Origin of the sequence: Streptomyces sp. 2P-4 (assembly GCF_030167965.1) — a bacterium.
In the GTDB taxonomy this organism is placed as follows: domain Bacteria; phylum Actinomycetota; class Actinomycetes; order Streptomycetales; family Streptomycetaceae; genus Streptomyces; species Streptomyces globosus_A.
Genome location: NZ_CP095011.1, coordinates 5215186 through 5234380 on the forward strand (window position 1 = coordinate 5215186; position 19195 = coordinate 5234380).

Genomic DNA, 19195 nt, shown 5'->3' on the forward strand with positions numbered 1-19195 from the left:
GCGTACTGCTCTTCGCGGCGCCTGGTGATGCCGTCCCCCATCGTCGCGGGCACCACTGACAATCGCGCCGACCTGCGGTTTTCCCGCCCACATCGGGGCAATCGGCCCCCTGTGCACGCGGAGGGGCGGCAAGGGTGCTAGTTTTTGAACTGACTGGTCAGTTCAAAAGGGAGGGGGCGGAGTGGACAGCCCGCACGGCGCGGCCGTCAAAGCCGAGGACTTCGGACTCAGGGGCCCGCGCGGCTGGGCGTTCCGGGGAGTGGACGTCGATGCCGCACCCGGCACGCTCATCGCGATCGAAGGCCCGTCGGGCAGCGGCCGCACCTGCCTGCTGCTCGCCCTCACCGGGCGCATGAAGCCCACCGCCGGCCGCGCCGAGGTGGCCGGCCTGCCGCTGCCCAAGCGGATGGGCGCGGTCCGCCGCATTGCCGGCCTCGGCCCGGTGCCCGGGGTCAACGACCTCGACCAGGCCCTGACCGTCGGCGAGCAGCTGCGCGAGGGGGCCCTGCTCCAGCGCCGCTACGAGGGCCCCCTGCGCGCGCTCCTGCGCCCGCCCGGCAGCCGAGGCAAGGAGGCCGCCGCCCGGATCGACGCGGCGCTGGCCGCCGCCGGCCTCGACCCGGAGGCCCTGCCCAAGGGGCTGCGGACCTCCGTCCGGGACCTGGACCGCCTGGAGGCGGTACGGCTCTCCCTGGCCCTCGCCCTGCTGGGCTCGCCCCGGCTGCTGGCCCTCGACGACGCCGACCTCAAGCTCTCCGACACCGAGCGCGAGGAGGTCTGGGAGCTGCTCCGCTCGATCGCCGCCGCCGGGACCACCGTCCTCGCGGTGTGCAGCCAGGCCCCCGAGGGCGTCCGGGTCGTGCGCACGGCCCCGGGCGCGGAGCCCGCCGACACCGCCGGCCCGGCCGGCGCCGAAGACCGCACCGACGACGACACGAAGGGGGCCGACGATGCGCTCGCCGAAGCTGGCCGCGCTTGAGCTGAAGCGGTTCGGGCGGGGGAAGCTGCCGCGGGCCGCCCTGGTCGCACTGCTCCTGCTGCCGCTGCTCTACGGAGCCCTGTACCTGTGGTCCTTCTGGGACCCCTACAGCCGCCTCGACAAGGTGCCCGTCGCCCTCGTCAACGCCGACAAGGGCGCCACCGTCGAAGGCGAGCGCATCGCCGCCGGCGACGAGATCACCGGGAAGCTGCGCGACAGCAAGACCTTCGAGTGGCACGAGGTCAGCGCGGAGCAGGCCGCCAAGGGCCTGGAGAACGGGACGTACTACCTGTCCCTGACCATGCCGGCCGACTTCAGCGAGAAGATCGCCTCCAGCTCCGGCGACGACCCGGCGACCGGCGCGCTCCAGGTCCGCACCAACGACGCGAACAACTACATCGTCGGCTCGATCTCCCGCACCGTCTTCGCCGAGGTCCGCTCCGCCGCCTCGACCAACGCCTCGCGGAAGTTCCTCGACAAGATCTTCGTCTCCTTCTCCGACCTGCACGGCAAGACCGCCGAGGCCGCAGACGGCGCCGACAGGCTCAAGGACGGCGCGACCAAGGCCAAGGAGGGCGCCAAAGAGATCGCCGAGGGCCTCGACACCGTCGAGGAGAAGAACGGCGAGCTGACCGGCGGGCTGAAGAAGCTCGACACGGCCGCCGGCAAGCTGGAGACCGGCACCAGGGACATCGCCGGCGGCACCCGCAAGCTCGCCGACAAGTTCAACGGCATCGCCTCCCAGGCCCGCCCCCACCTGGACGACCCGAAGCAGGTGGCCGACGCCGCGACCCTCGTCGCCGACACCGCGAAGGTCGTGGGCAACCACCTGGACACCTTCTCCAAGAAAGCGCCGGCCGCCGCCCGCGTCAGCAAGCAGGCGGCCGCCCTGGCCACCGACACGTACACGCGCACCTGCACCGGCAGCGCGCCCAAGCCGCTGCCCGCCGCCTGCGCCGACATGAAGAAGCTGAAGGAGGTCACCGCCGAGGCCGCCCTCCTCACCGGAGACGTCGACGCCCTGGTCAAGGACTCGAACGGCGACCTGGCCACCCTGCGCAAGCAGCTCGCCGACCTGGAGAAGAAGGCCCGCAAGCTCGCCGCGGACGCCCCCGGCCTGACCTCCCGCCTCGACGCGGCCGCCGCCGACATCAACGCCCTGAACAACGGCGCACAGAAGGTCGCCACCGGCATGGCCCAGCTCCACGCGGGCATCGGCAAGGCCACCCAGGGGTCCGCCGCGATCGGCAACGGCGTCGGCAAGATCGGCGACGGCGCGCACAGCCTCGACGGCGGCCTGTTCAAGCTCGTCGACGGCAACACCGACCTCGCCGACGGCCTGCACGAGGGCGCGGGCAAGATCCCGAACTACGACCAGCAGCAGCGCGACGCGCGCACCGAGGTCATGGCCGACCCGGTCAAGCTCGCCAACGAGTCCCTGCACAAGGCGCCCAACTACGGCACCGGCTTCGCCCCGTACTTCATCCCGCTCTCCCTCTGGGTCGGCGCGATGGTCGCCTACATGCTGATCGCCCCCATGAACAAGCGGGCCCTCGCCGCCGGCGCCTCGCCCTGGCGGATCGCCCTCGCCGGGTGGATGCCCGTGGCCGGGCTCGGCGCCCTCCAGGTCGCCATGCTGATGTCCGTGCTGCACTGGGGCCTCGGCCTGGAGCTCGCCCGCCCCGCCCTGGCCGTCGGCTTCCTCGTCCTGGTCACCGGCTGCTTCGCGGCCATCGTGCAGTGGCTGAACGCCAAGTTCGGCGCGGCCGGGCGCATCCTGGTCCTCGCGGTGCTGATGCTCCAGCTGACCTCGGCCGGCGGCACCTACCCCGTCCAGACCAGCCCCGGGTTCTTCAACGCCGTCCACCCGTACCTGCCGATGTCGTACGTCGTGGAGAGCCTGCGCCGCCTCATCACCGGCGGCGGCCTCGGCCCCGTCTGGCAGGGCTGCGCCGTCCTGGCCGCCTTCACCGCCGGCGCCCTCGCCCTGACCGCGCTCGCCGCCCGCGGCAAGCAGGTGTGGACGATGGACCGGCTCCACCCCGAACTGAGCCTGTAAGGAGCCGGTGACCTGTGAGAATCAGCGCCATGGAAAGCAGCAGCACCGGCGCGTCCGCCGGCGGCGGACGCCGGCAGGCGACACGCCAGAAGCTCTACGAAGCGGCCGTCACGCTCATCGCCGAGCAGGGGTTCTCCGCGACCACGGTCGACGAGATCGCCGAACGGGCCGGCGTCGCCAAGGGCACGGTCTACTACAACTTCGCGAGCAAGAACGACCTCTTCGAGGAGCTGCTGCGGCACGGCGTCGGCCTGCTCACCGCCTCCCTGCGCGAGGCCGCCGAGTCCACGGAGGCGCGCGGCGGCAGCCGCGTCGAGGCGCTGGACGCGATGATCCGCGCCGGCCTCGTCTTCATCGACCGCTACCCGGCCTTCACCCAGCTGTACGTCGCCGAGCTGTGGCGCACCAACCGGACGTGGCAGTCCACGCTGATGGTGGTGCGGCAGGAGGCGGTGGCCGTGGTCGAGACGGTCCTCGCCGAGGGCGTGGAGCGCGGCGAGCTCAGCCCGGAGATCGACGTCCCGCTGACGGCCGCCGCCCTCGTCGGGATGGTGCTGGTGGCCGCGCTGGACTGGCAGTCCTTCCAGCGGGAGCGGTCCCTGGACGACGTGCACTCCGCGCTGTCGCTGCTGCTGCGGGGACGGGTCAGCGGCAACCGCTGACGGGCGGGACCCCCGATCGGCGGTGCCGCCGGCGGGGCCCCGCCGCGTACAACTGGTGGGACCCGCCCCGGTCCGCCGCCGCGCCTGAGTACCCGTACCCAGGAGCGGAATGAGTACGTGCGCGGATGGGCTCCCCCCTGCGCGGACGCCAGACTTGGGGCATCGGACGGGGAACCGGTCCGGACCGCCGACACGGGGCGGCCGGTGCGGACCGGGACCCTGCCACCACCGGGACGGATCCTGACGGCCTGCGCCCGGTGCACGCGGACGCCGGTGCGGCCCGGCTCGGGGGGATCGAGCCATGCCGCACCGGCGTCCTTCTTCCTCGTTCCTGCTGTGGCCCGCGCCGCGCGCCCGGCGTCAGCCGCGGCCGCGCAGCGGCAGCCGCACCCGGGCCCGCAGCGCCGCCGCCCGCCGGCCGGCCCAGGCCGCCGCCGCGTCGCGCCGCGCCTGCACCGCCCACCGCACGCGCGCCGCCGAGCGCGGCAGCAGCAGCGCCCGCAGCCGCCCCCGCCGGCCGGCGCCGGCCAGCAGCGCGGCCCGGACCGCCGACACGTCCTGCGCCGCCTCCGCCCGCGGCTCCGCCTCCGGCGCGCCGGGCGGGGCGTACAGCGCCCGCTCCACCGCCTCGGACAGCCGGCGGACCGCCGCCGCGGCCTCCCCGTCGAGCCGGCCCGCCTCGACGAGCCGCTCCGCGGCCGCCCGCGGGGACAGCGCCCGGTCCGGGACGATGCCGACGTCCCAGGCCGCGTCGTGCAGCTCCTCCCAGGCCGGCAGGACGCCGCCCCCGGCCAGCCGGCGCCCGCGCAGCCGGGACCGCCACAGCAGCGGCAGCAGCGGCACGCCGACGACGACCGCCGCCGCGGCCGCCCAGCCGAGGACCGCACCCGCGGACGGCCCGCCGCCCTGCCCGTCGGCGGCCTCCTGCGGTGCGGCGCCGCCGCACTCGCCGAGCCGCCGCAGCTCCGGCGGGCAGGCGTCGGCCTGCGACGGGGCCGCCGACGGCTGCGCCGCGCTCTGCGAGGGCAGCGGCGCCGGCGCCGACGGCTGGGCCGCCGGATCCTCGGACCGCGCGTAGTCCGGCAGGGTGAGCCCCTGCCGCGGGGTCGGCTCGAACCGGGTCCAGCCGACGCCCTCGAAGTACAGCTCCGGCCAGGCGTGGGCGTCCCGCATCGAGACGTTCACGCTGCCGTCGGCCTGCTTCTCACCGGGCGTGAACCCGACCGCCACCCGGGCCGGGATGCCGAGCGAGCGCGACATCGCGGCCATCGAGAAGGCGAAGTGGATGCAGAAGCCCTCCTTGTCCGCCAGGAACCGGGCGATGGCCAGCGGGCCCGTGCCGGACGCCACCTTCGTGTCGTAGCGGAAGCCGCCGTTCACGGCGAAGTGGTCCTGCAGCCGCACCGCGCGCGTGTAGTCGTCCTTCGCGCCCTTCGTGACCTGCCGGGCCGTCTCCGCCACCACCGGCGGCAGGTTGTCGGGCAGCCTCGTGTACTCGGCGCGGATCGCCGGGTCGGGCTCGGGAGCCGACTGCAGCTGGGCCGCCGTCGGCCGCAGCAGCAGGCTCCGCACCGTGTACATCGCGCCCTGCACGTTCTGGTAGCGGTCCTTGGCCAGCTGGTCGCCGACCAGCGTCCGGCCGACCGGCTCGAACCGCCACCGGCCGGGGATGTCCACGCCCGTCGCCGGGTACGGCATCGGCAGGTAGCGCTGCGCGTACGTGTCCGCCGCCGAGATGCTCGTACGGACCTCCGCCGCGCCCTGGCGGACCCGCTCGCCCAGCCCCGGAGGGCTCGGCAGCCGCTCCGGGACGTCGGTCAGGGCCCGGCCGGACGCCTCCCACTTCACGCCGTTGAACTCGTCCAGCGCCAGGATCCGCAGGTAGTGGTCGCCGAGCGCCGGCGTGTCGGTCCGGTACTTCAGCACCACCCGGTTGTCCTGCGCGTTCAGGCTGCTCTGCAGGGACACCAGCGGGTTGACCGCGGAGATCGTCCCGCCGACCCCGCTGCCGCCGCCGTCGGCCTCGGTGCGGCCGCCGAGGACGCCGCCGCCCAGCGAGGGCAGCGCCGCCGGCGCCACCAGCGCGAGGCCGAGGGCGGCCGCGCCGATCCGCCGGCCGGTGCGCACGGGGGAGAGCGGCCGCCCGGAGCCCGCCCCGCCCGACCCGTACCCGGAGGCCGCGGTCACCCGGCCGGACGGGGTGCCGCCGAAGACGCGGCCCCACTGGGCCAGCCGGTCGCGGCCCTCGGCCAGGAGCAGCAGCAGGTAGCCGGCGCCGGCCAGCAGGAAGGAGAACCAGGGCGCGCCGGCGCCGCCGGACAGCCCCGCCGCCACCGAGTAGAGGGCGAGCAGCGGCAGTCCGGCCGCGGCAGCGCTGCGCAGGGTCACCGCCAGCAGGTCCACCAGCAGGCCGATCACCAGGACCCCGGTCAGCAGCAGCAGCCGGATGCCGTCGGTCAGCGGGGCCGGTATCGCGAACTCGGCCACGTCCTGCACGCCGCGGCGGAACAGGGCGCCGATGTCCGTCACCAGGTAGGCCATCGGCCCGGTCCCGGTCGACTCGCCCTTCCCCGCGAAGAGGAAGACCACCACCAGGGAGGAGACCAGCACCTGCGAGGCAGCGGTCAGGGGCCGCGCCAGCGGCGCCCGGCGGGCCGCGGCGCCCACCCCGCTCTGCAGGCACAGCAGCGCCGCGGCCTGGAGCAGCCAGCCCGAGGACTCCACCAGCGAGGCCAGCGACCAGGAGGCCAGCAGCGTCGCCAGGACCGCGAACACCGTCAGCCGTGCACGCCCGCTCATGACCAGCCCCCCGGGGAGTCCGTGCCGAGCGGCGTGCTTCCGGCCTGCCGCCACAGGTCGCCGTACGCGGCGCCCGGCGGGACGGCCAGCGCCGTCCAGCCCGTCTCGCGCAGCCGGTCCAGCCGCTCCTGGACGCGCGAGGGCCGCCCGGCCCACTGCGCCGGGTCCAGCAGGAAGGCCACCGCGGCGCCGCAGCGGCCGCGTATCTTCGCCGCCAGCTCCGTCTGCGCGTCGTCCAGCTCGCCGAGGAAGGCGACGAGCAGGCCGTCGCCGCCCGACCCGCCGAAGCCGGCGCCGTCCCCGGCGCGCAGGGCGTCGTACGCGCGGGACAGCCCGGCCCCGTCGGAGTGCCCGACGACGGCCAGCATGTCCATGATCACCCCGGCGGCCTCGGCGGACTCCTGGCCGCTCTGCGAGAAGCCCGCCCCCTCGCCGGCCAGGGCGCTGCCCCCGTCGGTCAGCAGCCGCACCGAATAGCCCCGCTCCAGCAGGTGGACCAGGGTCGAGGCGGCCCCCGACACGGCCCACTCGAACGCCGAGTCCGGCCCGGCGCCCTCGTACGCGATGCCGCGGGTGTCCAGCAGCACCGTGGCGCGGCTGCGCTGCGGCTGCTCCTCCCGGCGCACCATCAGCTCGCCGTAGCGGGCCGTCGAGCGCCAGTGCACGCGGCGCAGGTCGTCGCCGCGCCGGTAGCCGCGCGGGATCACGTCGTCCTCGCCGGCCAGGGCCAGCGCGCGGCCGCTGCCGTCGCCGTAGCCGGAACTCTGCCCGCCCAGCCGGACCGGGGCCAGCTCCTCGGTGCGGGGGACCACGGTGAGGACGTCGTACGTGCTGAACGAGCGGGTCAGCTCGACCAGCCCGAACGGGTCGGTCAGCCGCAGCTGGAGCGGGCCCAGCGGGTAGCGGCCGCGCAGGTCGGAGCGGACCCGGTAGGACACCTCGCGGCGGCCGCCCGGCTCCAGCCGGTCCAGCACGAACCGCGGCCGCGGCCCGAGGACGTACGGCACCCGGTCCTGGAGCATCAGCGTCCCCGTCGGCACCCGGGAGACGTTCTCGACGCGCAGCTGCACCCGCGCCTCGTCCCCGGCGGGCACCCGCTGCGGGCTCAGCCGGCGGCTGCCGGCGACCCGGTGGCGGGTGCGGTGCAGAACGGCGACGCACAGCAGCGGCAGGAAGGCCAGCAGCAGCCCGACGCGCAGCAGCTCGGCCTGGCCGAGCACGTACGAGCAGAGGGCCGCCGCGACGCCCGCGGCCAGGAAGGACCGGCCCCGGGTGGTCAGGCCGGCCAGCGACGTGCGCAGCCCGCCGGAGCTCCGGCCCCCGCCGCCGGCGCCGCGCGGGGCACCGGCGCCCATCAGAAGCCCCGGACGCCGGCGCCGGGCACCTCGCCGCGCTGGTGCGCGCTCGGGACGGGGGTGCGCTGCACGATGTCCTGGACGACCTGCTCGGCGGTCCGGCGGTTCAGGGAGGCCTGCGCCGTCGGCAGCAGGCGGTGCGCCAGAACGGGCCCGGCCAGGGTCTGCGCGTCGTCCGGCAGGACGAAGTCGCGGCCGGCCATGGCGGCCGCGGCCTTCGCCGCGCGCAGCAGGTGCAGGGTGGCGCGGGGCGAGGCGCCCAGGCGCAGGTCCGGGTGGCTGCGGGTGGCGGAGACCAGGTCGACGACGTAGCGGCGGACCGGCTCGGCGACGTACACGTCCCGGACGGCCTCGACCAGCTTGGCGATGTCGTGGGCGTGCGCGACGGCCTGGAGGTCGTCCAGCGGCGACGGCCCGCCGTGGACGTCGAGCATCCGCAGCTCGGCGTCCGGGCTCGGGTAGCCGACGGAGACCCGGGCCATGAAGCGGTCGCGCTGCGCCTCGGGGAGGGGGTAGGTGCCCTCCATCTCGACCGGGTTCTGCGTGGCGACCACCATGAACGGGCTGGGCAGCGCGTACGTGGTCCCGTCGATGGTGACCTGGCGCTCCTCCATCGACTCCAGCAGCGCGGACTGGGTCTTCGGGGAGGCGCGGTTGATCTCGTCGCCGATGACGATCTGCGCGAAGATCGCGCCGGGCTTGAACTCGAACTCGCGGCGCTGCTGGTCGTAGATGCTGACACCGGTGATGTCGGAGGGCAGCAGGTCCGGGGTGAACTGGATGCGCTGCACCGAGCAGTCGATCGACTTCGCGAGGGTCTTCGCCAGCATCGTCTTGCCGACGCCGGGGACGTCCTCGATCAGCAGGTGGCCCTCGGCCAGGAGCACGGTCAGGGCGATGCGCACGACCTCGGGCTTGCCCTCGATCACGCTCTCGACGGACCGGCGCACACGCTCGGCCGTACTCGTCAGATCCGCGAGACCCGCTCTGTCGTCATAGGTCGTCACCTGTGTACTCCTCGGCCCTTTCCGGTGGGGCCGGCGTCCCTTGCGCACGGCCGGCCCATCCCGACACGGACGCCGGACCCGGAGGGTTCCGGGCGGCGTCGTCCCCGCATTGTTGACGGCTCCACGGGGTTGTGTCACTCACGAGTCGGGATCGATCTCCCGCAGGAGCCCGGTGTGCACGTCGAAGACGAAGCCTCGCACATCGCCGCGGTGGGGGAGGAAGGGGCTGGTCCGCACGCGCTGCATGGACTGGCGCACGTCCTGGTCGACGTCCCGGAACGCCTCGACGGCCCACGGCGGGCGCTGGCCCACCTCGTCCTCCAGCTCGTGCCGGAAGTCCTCCGTGAGGTTCTCCAGGCCGCAGCCGGTGTGGTGGATGAGGATGACGGACCGGGTGCCGAGGGCGCGCTGGCTGATGGTGAGCGAGCGGATGGCGTCGTCGGTCACGACGCCGCCGGCGTTGCGGATGGTGTGGCAGTCGCCGAGCTCCAGGCCGAGCGCGGCGTGCAGGTCGAGGCGGGCGTCCATGCAGGCCACGACCGCCACCCGGAGGACGGGGCGGGCGTCCATGCCGGGGTCGCGGAAGCCGGCGGCGTACCTGCGGTTGGCCTCGACCAGCCGGTCGGTGACGGAGCCGCCGGGCGGGCTGCCGGGCGGGCCGGGGGCTGCGGCGGCGGATCCGGCGGGCGGGGGAGCGGGAGTCGTCATGCCTCCGACGGTAGTGGCCGCCTTCGGGCCCGGCTCGGGACGCCGTGGGAGGAAACGGGTCAACGCAGGCCGGTGTGAGCTGACCCACAGGGGTGGGGAGGGGGCCGCCATCCGGGTGGTTCGCGCCTTTTGCGGGTTCCGGACGAGGCGGGCGCACGGCGCGCGGGCCGGTTCGTTGACCCGGCGTGCCGTTGCACTAAAGTGGCGCGAACCGGCCGGAGCCCGGCCCTGACCGGCTGCCCGGCCCCCTGGTAACACTCCGCGTGCGCGGCGCGGCGTATGCCTGCCGCGCCGTTATCTGAGAGGGCGCTTTGACCAGCGAGTCCCGACACGTCCCGGTGATGCTCCAGCGGTGCCTGGACCTGTTGGCCCCGGCCCTCCACGAGCCGGGGGCCGTCGTCGTCGACTGCACCCTCGGCCTCGGAGGCCACAGCGAGGCCCTGCTGACCCGATTCCCCGAGGCCCGCCTGATCGGCCTCGACCGCGACAAGGAGGCCCTGAGGCTCTCCGGCGAGCGCCTCGCCCGCTTCGGCGACCGCGCCACCCTCGTCCACGCCGTCTACGACGAGCTCCCCGAGGTGCTCGACCGCCTCGGCACCCCCACCGTCCAGGGCATCCTGTTCGACCTCGGCGTCTCCTCCATGCAGCTCGACGAGGCCGACCGCGGGTTCGCGTACGCCCAGGACGCCCCCCTCGACATGCGCATGGACCAGACGACCGGGGTCAGCGCGGCCGAGGTGCTCAACACCTACCCGGCCGGCGAGCTCGTCCGCATCCTGCGCCAGTACGGCGAGGAGAAGCAGGCGAAGCGGATCGTCTCCGCGATCGTCCGCGAGCGGGAGAAGGAGCCCTTCTCCCACAGCGCCCGGCTCGTCGAGCTGATCCGCGAGTCCCTGCCGCAGGCGGCGAAGCGGACCGGCGGCAACCCGGCCAAGCGGACCTTCCAGGCCCTGCGGATCGAGGTCAACGGCGAGCTGTCGGTCCTGGAGCGGGCCATCCCGGCCGCCGTGGACCGCATCGCGGTCGGCGGCCGCATCGCCGTCCTCTCCTACCACTCCCTGGAGGACCGCCTCGTCAAGCAGGTCTTCGCCGCCGGGGCCGCCTCCACGGCCCCGCCGGGGCTGCCCGTGGTCCCCGAGAAGTACCAGCCCCGGCTGAAGCTCCTCACGCGCGGCGCCGAGCTGCCCACCGAGGAGGAGATCGCCGAGAACCGGCGGGCCGCACCGGCCCGATTCCGCGGCGTCGAGCGCATCCGGGAGGCGAACCGGTGACCAAGGGCGGCGGAGGCGGGGCCGGGCAGCGCGGCCCCGCCGGGCAGGCGGCGCGCACACCGTTCGTCCTCCTGGTGGTCGCCCTGCTCGCCGGCGGCCTGATCAGCCTGCTGCTGCTGAACTCCGCCCTCAACGAGGGCTCCTTCCGGCTGGCCAAGCTGAAGAAGGAGACCACCGCGCTGACCGACGAGGAGCAGGCCCTCCAGCGCGACGTCGACGCCTACTCGGCCCCCGACGCCCTCCGGCGCCGGGCCGTCGAACTCGGCATGGTCCCCGGCGGCAGCCCCGCCTTCATCGACGGGGACGGCAAGGTCACCGGCACCGCCGCCGCCGCGGAGGCGCCCCCGCCGTCCCCCTCCCCCTCCCCGTCCGCGGCGGCGCCCGGGGCAGCCCCGGCCGCGCCGCCGCCGGGCGCCGCCTCCCGGGCCCGGCCGCACCGCCGGCCGCGGCCACCGCCCAGCCGTCCGCGCCCGCCCCGGCACCGGCGCCCGCCGGCGGCGCCGCGGACCAGGCACCCGGCGCCGGCCGGCCCAGCCCCACCCCCGGAAGGTGACGTCGTGAAACGGATCCCCGCGGGGCGCCCGACCGCCCCGTCCCCGCCGTTTCGGGGCCCCGGCCGCCCCCGCCGAACCCCCGCCGACCGGCCCCGCGGGGTGGCCGGGTGAGCCCGCAGGACACCCCCCGGCGCCGGGTCCCCGGACCCGGCAGGCCCCGCCCCGCCGCCGACCGGCCCCGCGTCAACCCCCGGCCCGCGGCCCGCAGGCCCGCCGCAGGCGCCCCCCGCGCCCTCCGGCTCGGCAGCCCCCGGCCCCGGCTGCGCCTGGTCGGCATCGGCCTCACCCTGGTGATGCTCGCCTTCACCGTGCGCCTGCTGCAGGTGCAGGCCGTCGACGCCTCGACGTACTCGGCGAAGGCCTCCGCGAACCGCTTCACCACCGTCACCCTCGCCGCGGAGCGCGGCGAGATCACCGACCGCAAGGGCGTCGCCCTCGCCATCAGCGTCGACGCCCACGACATCACCGCCGACCCGCAGATGTTCACCCCGCAGGAGAGCAAGGCGCCCGACGCCCCCGAGCAGGCCGCGGCCCTCCTCGCCCCCATCCTCGGAGCCGACGCCGGGGAGCTCGCCGCCAAGCTGAAGACGAAGAAGAGCCGGTACGTCGTCCTCGCCCGCCGCCAGACCCCCCAGGTCCTGCACCAGATCAAGGACCTCAAGCGGGTCTTCGCCGACAAGGCCGCCGCCGACCGGCGCAACAACGGCCCCGGCGCCAACGTCCTCGCCGGCGTGTTCAGCGAGGACAGCAGCAAGCGCGTCTACCCGAACGGCGACCTCGCCGCCGGGATACTGGGCTACGTCAACGCCGAGGGCCGCGGCGGCGGCGGCCTGGAGTCCTCCCTCGACCGCAAGCTCGCCGGCCGGGACGGCACCATCACCTACGCCCAGTCCGGCGGCCGGCGCGTCCCCACCGCCGGGTCCAACGAGAAGCCCGCCGTGCCCGGCGAGGACATCGAGCTGACCATCGACCGCGACATCCAGTGGGCCGCGCAGAGCGCCATCTCCGAACAGGTCCGCGCGTCCGAGGCCGACCGCGGCTACGTCATCGTCCAGGACACCCGCACCGGCGAGGTCCTGGCCATGGCCAACGCCCCCGGCTTCGACCCCAACGACCTCTCCCGCGCCAGCTCGGCCGCCATGGGCAACGCCGCCCTCCAGGACGTCTACGAGCCCGGCTCCACCGCCAAGGTCATCTCCATGGCGGCCGTGCTGGAGGAGAAGAAGGCCACCCCCGAGACGCGCGTCGAGGTCCCCAACCGGCTCCACCGCGGCGACCGGCTCTTCAAGGACGACATCGACCACCCGACCTGGTACCTCACCCTCAACGGGGTCCTCGCCAAGTCCTCCAACATCGGCACGATCCTCGCCACCGGCCAGCTCGGACCCACCCAGCCCGACGCCAACCGCGTCCTGCACTCCTACCTCGACAAGTTCGGCATCGGCCGGCCCACCGGCCTGGACTACCCCGGCGAGTCCCGCGGCATCCTCGCCCGCCCCGAGGCCTGGTCGACCTCCCAGCAGTACACGATCCCCTTCGGCCAGGGCCTCTCCGTCAACGCCATGCAGGCCGCCTCCGTCTACTCCACCATCGCCAACGGCGGCGTACGCATCGAGCCCACCCTCGTCCGCGGCACCAAGGGCCCCGACGGCCGCTTCACCCCGGCCCCCGCCCCCGAGCAGACCCGCGTCATCAGCGAGGAGACCGCCAGGACCCTCGCGCAGATGCTGGAGTCCGTCGTCGACGACCAGGAGGGCACCGGCACCAAGGCCCGCATCCCCGGCTACCGCGTCGGCGGCAAGACCGGCACGTCCAACCGGGTGGATCCGGCCACCGGCCGCTACAAGGGCTACACCGCCTCCTTCGCCGGCTTCGCCCCCGCCGACGACCCCCGCATCACCGTCTACTGCGCCATCCAGAACCCCACCAAGGGCAGCTACTTCGGCGGCCAGATCTGCGGCCCCATCTACAAGAAGGTCATGGAGTTCGCCCTCAAGACCCTCCGGGTCGCCCCCACCGGCACCGCACCCGCAGGCCTGCCGGTCACCTACGAGCCCGGCCCGCAGGCCGCCCCCCAGACCGCCCCCCGACCCGGCACGACGCCCGGCCGGTGACCCCCGGGCCGCCCCGCCGGCCCCCCAGGAACCGTGAGGCACCACCAGTGACCACGATCACCCCCGAACCCGGGAACCAGCCGGCCGGGGCCGCCCCCGGCGGGCCCTCGCTTCGCGGGCGGCCCGCCGCGCCCGGTACGCTCACCGCCGTGTCCCACGCTGATCAGCCCAGAACCACCCCGCAGGACGCCCCGGCAACGCCGCCGGGCGCGCCCCGGCCCGCGTCCGTACGCCCGACTGCGCTCGGTGCGCTCGCGCACCTGCTGGACCCCGGCGCCCCCGCGGAGCCCTCGGGCCCGCAGATCACCGGGATCACGCACGACTCCCGTGCGGTGCGCCCCGGCGACCTGTACGCGGCCCTGCCCGGCGCCCGGATGCACGGCGCCGACTTCGCTGCCCAGGCGGCGGCCCTCGGCGCCGCGGCGATCCTGACCGATCCCGCGGGAGCGGAGCGCGCGGCCGCCACCGGCCTGCCCGTGCTCACCGCCGACGACCCGCGCGGCCGCATGGGCGCCCTCGCCGCCGAGATCTACGGCCGCCCCGGCGAGGGCCTGCTCCGCATCGGCATCACCGGCACCTCCGGCAAGACCACGACGGCGTACCTCGTCGACGGCGGCCTGCGCGGCGCCGGCCGCACCACCGGGCTCATCGGCACCGTCGAGATGCGCATCGGCGAAGAGCGCATCAAGTCCGAGCGGACCACCCCCGAGGCCACCGACCTCCAGGCCCTGTTCGCCGTCATGCGCGAACGCGGCGTCGAGGCCGTCGCCATGGAGGTCTCCAGCCACGCCCTGGTGCTCGGGCGGGTCGACGGCTGCGTCTTCGACGTCGCCGTCTTCAACAACCTGAGCCCGGAGCACATGGAGTTCCACTCCGACATGGAGGACTACTTCCAGGCCAAGGCGCAGCTCTTCACCGAGCGCCGCGCCCGCCTCGGCGTGGTCAACACCGACGACGAGTACGGCCGGCGCCTCGCCAAGGAGTCGCCGATCCCCGTCACCACCTTCTCCGCCCAGGGCGACCCGGCCGCCGACTGGCGCGCCGAGGACGTCGTCTTCGGGCACATGGACTCCACCCTCACCGTGGTCGGCCCGGACGGGCAGCGCATCGCCGCCCGGGCCCCGCTGCCCGGCCCGTTCAACGTCGCCAACACCGTCGCCGCGATCGCCGCGCTCGCCGCCGCAGGCATCGACCCGCAGACCGCCGCCGACGGCGTCGCCGCCGTCCCCGGCGTCCCCGGCCGCCTGGAGCGGGTGGACGCGGGCCAGCCCTACCTCGCCGTCGTCGACTACGCGCACAAGACCGACGCCGTCGAGTCCGTCCTCCGCGCCCTGCGCGAGGTCACCGCCGGCCGGCTGCACATCGTGCTCGGCTGCGGCGGCGACCGCGACTCCACCAAGCGCGGCCCGATGGGCGCGGCCGCCGCCCGGTTCGCCGACACCGCGGTGCTGACCTCCGACAACCCGCGCTCCGAGGACCCGCTGAAGATCCTCGCCGCGATGTTCGAGGGGGCGGTCTCCGTGCCCGCCGCCGAGCGCGGCGCGGTCCTCGTCGACGCGGACCGGGCCGCGGCCATCGCCGCCGCCGTCGCGCGCGCCGAGCCCGGCGACACCGTGCTGGTGGCCGGCAAGGGCCACGAGCAGGGCCAGGACACCGCAGGTGTCGTACGCCCCTTCGACGACCGCGCGGTGCTCCGCGCCGCGATCGAGGCACAGGCCGCGCACACCGTGCGGCCGCACGAACCGAACGTCCACGAGGCCGAGGTGAACCAGTGATCGCCCTTTCCCTCGCCGAGATCGCCGACATCACCGGCGGGCGGCCCCACGACATACCGGACCCCCTGGTGACGGTCACCGGGCCCGTCGTCATCGACTCCCGCCAGGTCGAGGCCGGCAGCCTGTTCGCCGCGTTCGCCGGCGAGCGCGTCGACGGGCACGAGTTCGCCGCCGGCGCCGTCGCCGCAGGCGCCGCGGCCGTGCTCGCCACGCGTCCCGTCGGCGTGCCCGCGATCGTCGTCGACGACGTCGAAAGGGCCCTCGGCGCACTCGCACGCGCCGTCGTCCAGCGCCTCGGCACCGACGTGGTGGCCCTGACCGGCTCCGCCGGCAAGACCTCCACCAAGGACCTCATCGCGCAGGTGCTCCAGGCCCACGCCCCCACCGTGTGGACGCCCGGCTCCCTCAACAACGAGATCGGCCTGCCGCTCACCGCGCTGCGCGCCACCGAGGAGACCCGGCACCTCGTCCTGGAGATGGGCGCCCGCGGCATCGGCCACATCGCCTACCTCGCCGGCCTGACCCCGCCCCGCATCGGCGTCGTCCTGAACGTCGGCACCGCCCACATCGGCGAGTTCGGCGGCCGCGAGCAGATCGCCGTCGCCAAGGGCGAGCTCGTCGAGGCCCTGCCCGCGGCGGCCGACGGCGGCATCGCCGTCCTCAACGCCGACGACCCCCTCGTGCGCGCCATGTCCGCCCGCACCAAGGCCCGTACGCTGCTCTTCGGCGAGGCCGACGACGCCGACGTCCGGGCCGCCGATGTCCGGATGACGCCGGCCGGACAGCCCTCCTTCACACTTCACACACCCACCGGGTGCGGCGAAGTGACCTTGCGCCTGTACGGTGAGCACCACGTGTCGAACGCGCTCGCCGCGGCCGCCGTCGCCCACGCGCTGGGCATGTCCGCCATGGAGACCGCCACCGCGCTCTCCGGGGCGGGCACGCTGTCCCGGTGGCGGATGGAGGTCACCGAGCGGGCGGACGGCGTCACGGTCGTCAACGACGCCTACAACGCGAACCCCGAGTCCATGCGGGCCGCACTGCGCGCGCTGGCCGCGATGGGCGGCGCCGCCAGGGCGAACGGGGGGCGCACGTGGGCGGTGCTCGGTCCCATGGCCGAGCTCGGTGACGCCTCGCTGGCCGAGCACGACGCGGTGGGACGGCTTGCCGTCCGGCTCAACGTGAGCAAGCTCGTCGCGGTCGGGGGCATCGAAGCGTCCTGGCTGCAACTGGGCGCCTACAACGAGGGTTCGTGGGGTGAGGAGTCGGTGCTCGTGTCCGACGCGCAGGCGGCGGTCGACCTGTTGCGCAGTGAACTGCGCCCGGGTGACGTCGTGCTGGTGAAGGCTTCCAGGTCGATCGGGCTGGAGCGGGTGGCAGAGGCGCTGCTGGCCGGCGAGGGCGAGGTCGCCGGCCGATGAGGCAGATCCTGTTCGCCGGTGTCATCGGCATGTTCCTCACCGTCATCGGCACCCCGCTCCTGATCAAGCTGCTGGCCCGCAAGGGCTACGGCCAGTTCATCCGCGACGACGGACCGCGCGGCCACGCCGGGAAGAAGGGCACGCCCACCATGGGCGGCATCTCCTTCATCCTGGCCACGCTCATCGCGTACGCCCTGACGAAGGTGATCACCGGCCAGTCGCCGTCGCTGTCCGGTGTGCTGGTGCTGTTCCTGATGGCCGGCATGGGCCTCGTCGGCTACCTCGACGACTACATCAAGATCGTCAAGCGGCGGTCGCTCGGCCTGCGGGCCAAGGCCAAGATGGCCGGCCAGCTGATCGTCGGCGTCGCCTTCGCCGTGCTCGCGCTCCAGTTCAAGGACGCGCGCGGACTGGCCCCGGCCTCGACCAAGCTGTCGTTCGTCACCGACTTCGGCTGGTCGATCGGCCCCGTCCTGTTCGTGGTCTGGGCACTGTTCATGATCCTGGCCATGTCCAACGGCGTGAACCTGACGGACGGTCTGGACGGCCTGGCCACCGGGGCCGCCGTGATGGTCTTCGGCGCCTACACCTTCATCGGGGTCTGGCAGTTCCAGGAGTCCTGCGCCAACGCGCAGACCCTGACCAACCCCAACGCCTGCTTCGAGGTGCGCGATCCGCTCGACCTCGCGGTCGTCGCCTCCGCCCTGATGGGCGCCTGCTTCGGCTTCCTGTGGTGGAACACCTCGCCGGCCAAGATCTTCATGGGCGACACCGGCTCGCTGGCCCTCGGCGGCGCGCTCGCCGGCCTCGCGATCTGCTCCCGCACGGAGTTCCTGATCGCCCTCCTCGGCGGCCTGTTCGTCCTCATCACGCTGTCGGTCGTCATCCAGGTCGGCTCCTTCCGGCTCACCGGGAAGCGCGTCTTCCGCATGGCGCCGCTCCAGCACCACTTCGAACTCAAGGGCTGGTCCGAGGTCCTCGTCGTGGTCCGCTTCTGGATCATCCAGGGCATGTGCGTCATCGTCGGCCTCGGCATCTTCTACGCGGGATGGGCAGCGGACAAGTGACCTCCTGGCAGGGCAAGAACATCACCGTCGCCGGCCTCGGCGTGAGCGGCATCAGCGCCGCCCGCGCCCTGGCCGGCCTCGGCGCCTCCGTCACCGTCGTGGACGGCGGGGACTCCGAGGGCCACCGCGCGAAGGCCGCCGAACTCGCCGGCCTCGGCGTCTCCGTACGCCTCGGCGACGCCGCGACCCTCCCCGAGGGCACCGGCCTGGTCGTCACCTCGCCCGGCTGGAAGCCCGACAGCCCGCTGTTCCGGGCGGCCGCGGAGGCCGGCGTCGACGTCGTCGGCGACGTGGAGATCGCCTGGCTGCTGCGCGACTCCCGCCCGGACCGCAAGGCCGCCCCCTGGCTCGCCGTCACCGGCACCAACGGCAAGACCACCACGACCCAGATGCTCGCCTCGATCCTGCGGGCCGCGGGCCTGCGGACCGCGGCCGTCGGGAACATCGGAACCCCGATCATCGACGTGGTGCTGGGCGACGAGGAGTACGACGTCCTCGCCGTGGAGCTCTCCAGCTACCAGCTGCACTGGGCGCCCTCGGTGCGCGCCCACTCGGCCGCCGTGCTGAACCTGGCGCCCGACCACCTCGACTGGCACGGCTCCATGGAGGCGTACGCCGCAGACAAGGGCCGCGTCTACGAGGGCAACACGGTCGCCTGCGTCTACAACGTCGCCGACCCCGCCACCGAGCGCCTCGTGGAGGAGGCCGACGTCGAGGAGGGCTGCCGCGCCATCGGCTTCACCCTCGGCGCCCCCGGCCCCTCCATGCTCGGCGTCGTCGACGGCATCCTCGTCGACCGGGCGTTCGTCGAGAACCGGCAGCGCAACGCGCAGGAGCTGGCCGAGGTCGCGGACGTCAACCCGCCCGCCCCGCACAACATCGCCAACGCCCTCGCCGCGGCCGCCCTGGCCCGCGCCTTCGGCGTCCCGCCGCGCGCCGTCCGCGACGGCCTGCGCGACTTCCGCCCCGACGCCCACCGCGTCGCCCGCGTGGACGAGGTCGACGGCGTCGTGTACGTCGACGACTCCAAGGCCACCAACACGCATGCGGCGGAGGCCTCGCTGGCCGCGTTCGAGCCCGTCGTGTGGATTGCGGGCGGCCTCGCCAAGGGCGCGACCTTCGACGAGCTCGTGCAGAAGTCCGGCAAGCGGCTGCGCGGCGCGGTGCTGATCGGCGCCGACCGGGCGCTCATCGCCGAGGCGCTGGCGCGACACGCCCCCGAGGTCCCGGTCGTCGACCTCGACCGGACCGACACTGGGGCAATGCTCGCAGCGGTGCGGGAAGCGGCCCGGCTCGCCGAGCCCGGCGACACGGTCCTGCTGGCGCCCGCCTGCGCATCGATGGACATGTTCGCGAACTACAACGAGCGCGGGGACGCGTTCGCGGACGCGGTGCGCGAACTGGCCGCCGGGAGCGCCTAGACC

Annotated in this window: 14 protein-coding genes; 10 read left to right on the plus strand and 4 right to left on the minus strand. The window is 74.7% G+C overall.

From position 1 onward, the window contains the following. Positions 1–181: 181 nt before the first annotated feature. The 3 genes from MUK52_RS23120 to MUK52_RS23130 are packed head-to-tail and all read left to right on the plus strand — an operon-like array spanning position 182 to position 3700. The gene (locus MUK52_RS23120) at positions 182–979 is read left to right on the plus strand and encodes an ATP-binding cassette domain-containing protein (RefSeq protein WP_284579685.1); all 798 of its coding nucleotides are present in this window, start codon (positions 182–184) and stop codon (positions 977–979) included. After that, complete coding sequence (locus tag MUK52_RS23125; protein WP_284579687.1) at positions 951–3038, plus strand: YhgE/Pip family protein; 2088 nt, start codon at positions 951–953, stop codon at positions 3036–3038. Before MUK52_RS23120 ends, MUK52_RS23125 begins: the two co-directional genes overlap by 29 nt. 29 nt (positions 3039–3067) lie before the next feature. Continuing rightward, positions 3068–3700: a TetR/AcrR family transcriptional regulator gene (locus MUK52_RS23130; RefSeq protein ID WP_342777128.1), complete on the plus strand. Its 633-nt coding sequence runs from the start codon at positions 3068–3070 to the stop codon at positions 3698–3700. Positions 3701–4060: 360 nt separating this feature from the next. Here MUK52_RS23130 and MUK52_RS23135 read toward each other — a convergent pair whose 3' ends face one another. From MUK52_RS23135 to MUK52_RS23150, 4 genes are all read right to left on the minus strand, one after another. Next, entirely contained in the window at positions 4061–6499 is a 2439-nt protein-coding gene (locus tag MUK52_RS23135; protein WP_284579690.1) for a transglutaminase TgpA family protein, read from the minus strand. Continuing rightward, entirely contained in the window at positions 6496–7854 is a 1359-nt protein-coding gene (locus MUK52_RS23140) for a DUF58 domain-containing protein (RefSeq protein WP_284579692.1), read from the minus strand. Before MUK52_RS23140 ends, MUK52_RS23135 begins: the two co-directional genes overlap by 4 nt. After that, complete coding sequence (locus tag MUK52_RS23145) at positions 7854–8861, minus strand: AAA family ATPase (protein ID WP_284579695.1); 1008 nt, start codon at positions 8859–8861, stop codon at positions 7854–7856. Before MUK52_RS23145 ends, MUK52_RS23140 begins: the two co-directional genes overlap by 1 nt. Positions 8862–8999: 138 nt before the next feature. Next, positions 9000–9569 carry a beta-class carbonic anhydrase gene (locus MUK52_RS23150; protein WP_284579698.1) on the minus strand — a complete coding sequence of 190 codons (570 nt, stop codon included), beginning with the start codon at positions 9567–9569 and terminating at the stop codon, positions 9000–9002. 311 nt (positions 9570–9880) lie between these two features. Between MUK52_RS23150 and rsmH the strand changes: the two genes are divergently transcribed. From rsmH to murD, 7 genes are read left to right on the plus strand one after another with little or no spacing between them, the layout of a single operon-like run. Continuing rightward, a complete protein-coding gene (gene rsmH / locus MUK52_RS23155; RefSeq protein ID WP_114057201.1) occupies positions 9881–10840 on the plus strand; it encodes a 16S rRNA (cytosine(1402)-N(4))-methyltransferase RsmH in 960 nt (319 codons plus the stop codon). Beyond that, a complete protein-coding gene (ftsL, locus tag MUK52_RS23160) occupies positions 10837–11505 on the plus strand; it encodes a cell division protein FtsL (RefSeq protein ID WP_284579701.1) in 669 nt (222 codons plus the stop codon). Before rsmH ends, ftsL begins: the two co-directional genes overlap by 4 nt. After that, the gene (locus MUK52_RS23165; RefSeq protein ID WP_284579703.1) at positions 11502–13508 is read left to right on the plus strand and encodes a peptidoglycan D,D-transpeptidase FtsI family protein; all 2007 of its coding nucleotides are present in this window, start codon (positions 11502–11504) and stop codon (positions 13506–13508) included. Before ftsL ends, MUK52_RS23165 begins: the two co-directional genes overlap by 4 nt. A 47-nt stretch (positions 13509–13555) precedes the next feature. Next, positions 13556–15283, plus strand: coding sequence for a UDP-N-acetylmuramoyl-L-alanyl-D-glutamate--2,6-diaminopimelate ligase (locus tag MUK52_RS23170; protein ID WP_114057198.1), 1728 nt, complete (start codon positions 13556–13558; stop codon positions 15281–15283). Further along, the gene (locus tag MUK52_RS23175; protein ID WP_114057197.1) at positions 15280–16704 is read left to right on the plus strand and encodes a UDP-N-acetylmuramoyl-tripeptide--D-alanyl-D-alanine ligase; all 1425 of its coding nucleotides are present in this window, start codon (positions 15280–15282) and stop codon (positions 16702–16704) included. Before MUK52_RS23170 ends, MUK52_RS23175 begins: the two co-directional genes overlap by 4 nt. Further along, the gene (gene mraY / locus MUK52_RS23180) at positions 16701–17771 is read left to right on the plus strand and encodes a phospho-N-acetylmuramoyl-pentapeptide-transferase (protein WP_114057196.1); all 1071 of its coding nucleotides are present in this window, start codon (positions 16701–16703) and stop codon (positions 17769–17771) included. Before MUK52_RS23175 ends, mraY begins: the two co-directional genes overlap by 4 nt. Beyond that, the gene (gene murD / locus MUK52_RS23185) at positions 17753–19192 is read left to right on the plus strand and encodes a UDP-N-acetylmuramoyl-L-alanine--D-glutamate ligase (RefSeq protein WP_284579706.1); all 1440 of its coding nucleotides are present in this window, start codon (positions 17753–17755) and stop codon (positions 19190–19192) included. Before mraY ends, murD begins: the two co-directional genes overlap by 19 nt. The last annotated feature ends 3 nt before the right edge of the window (positions 19193–19195 follow it).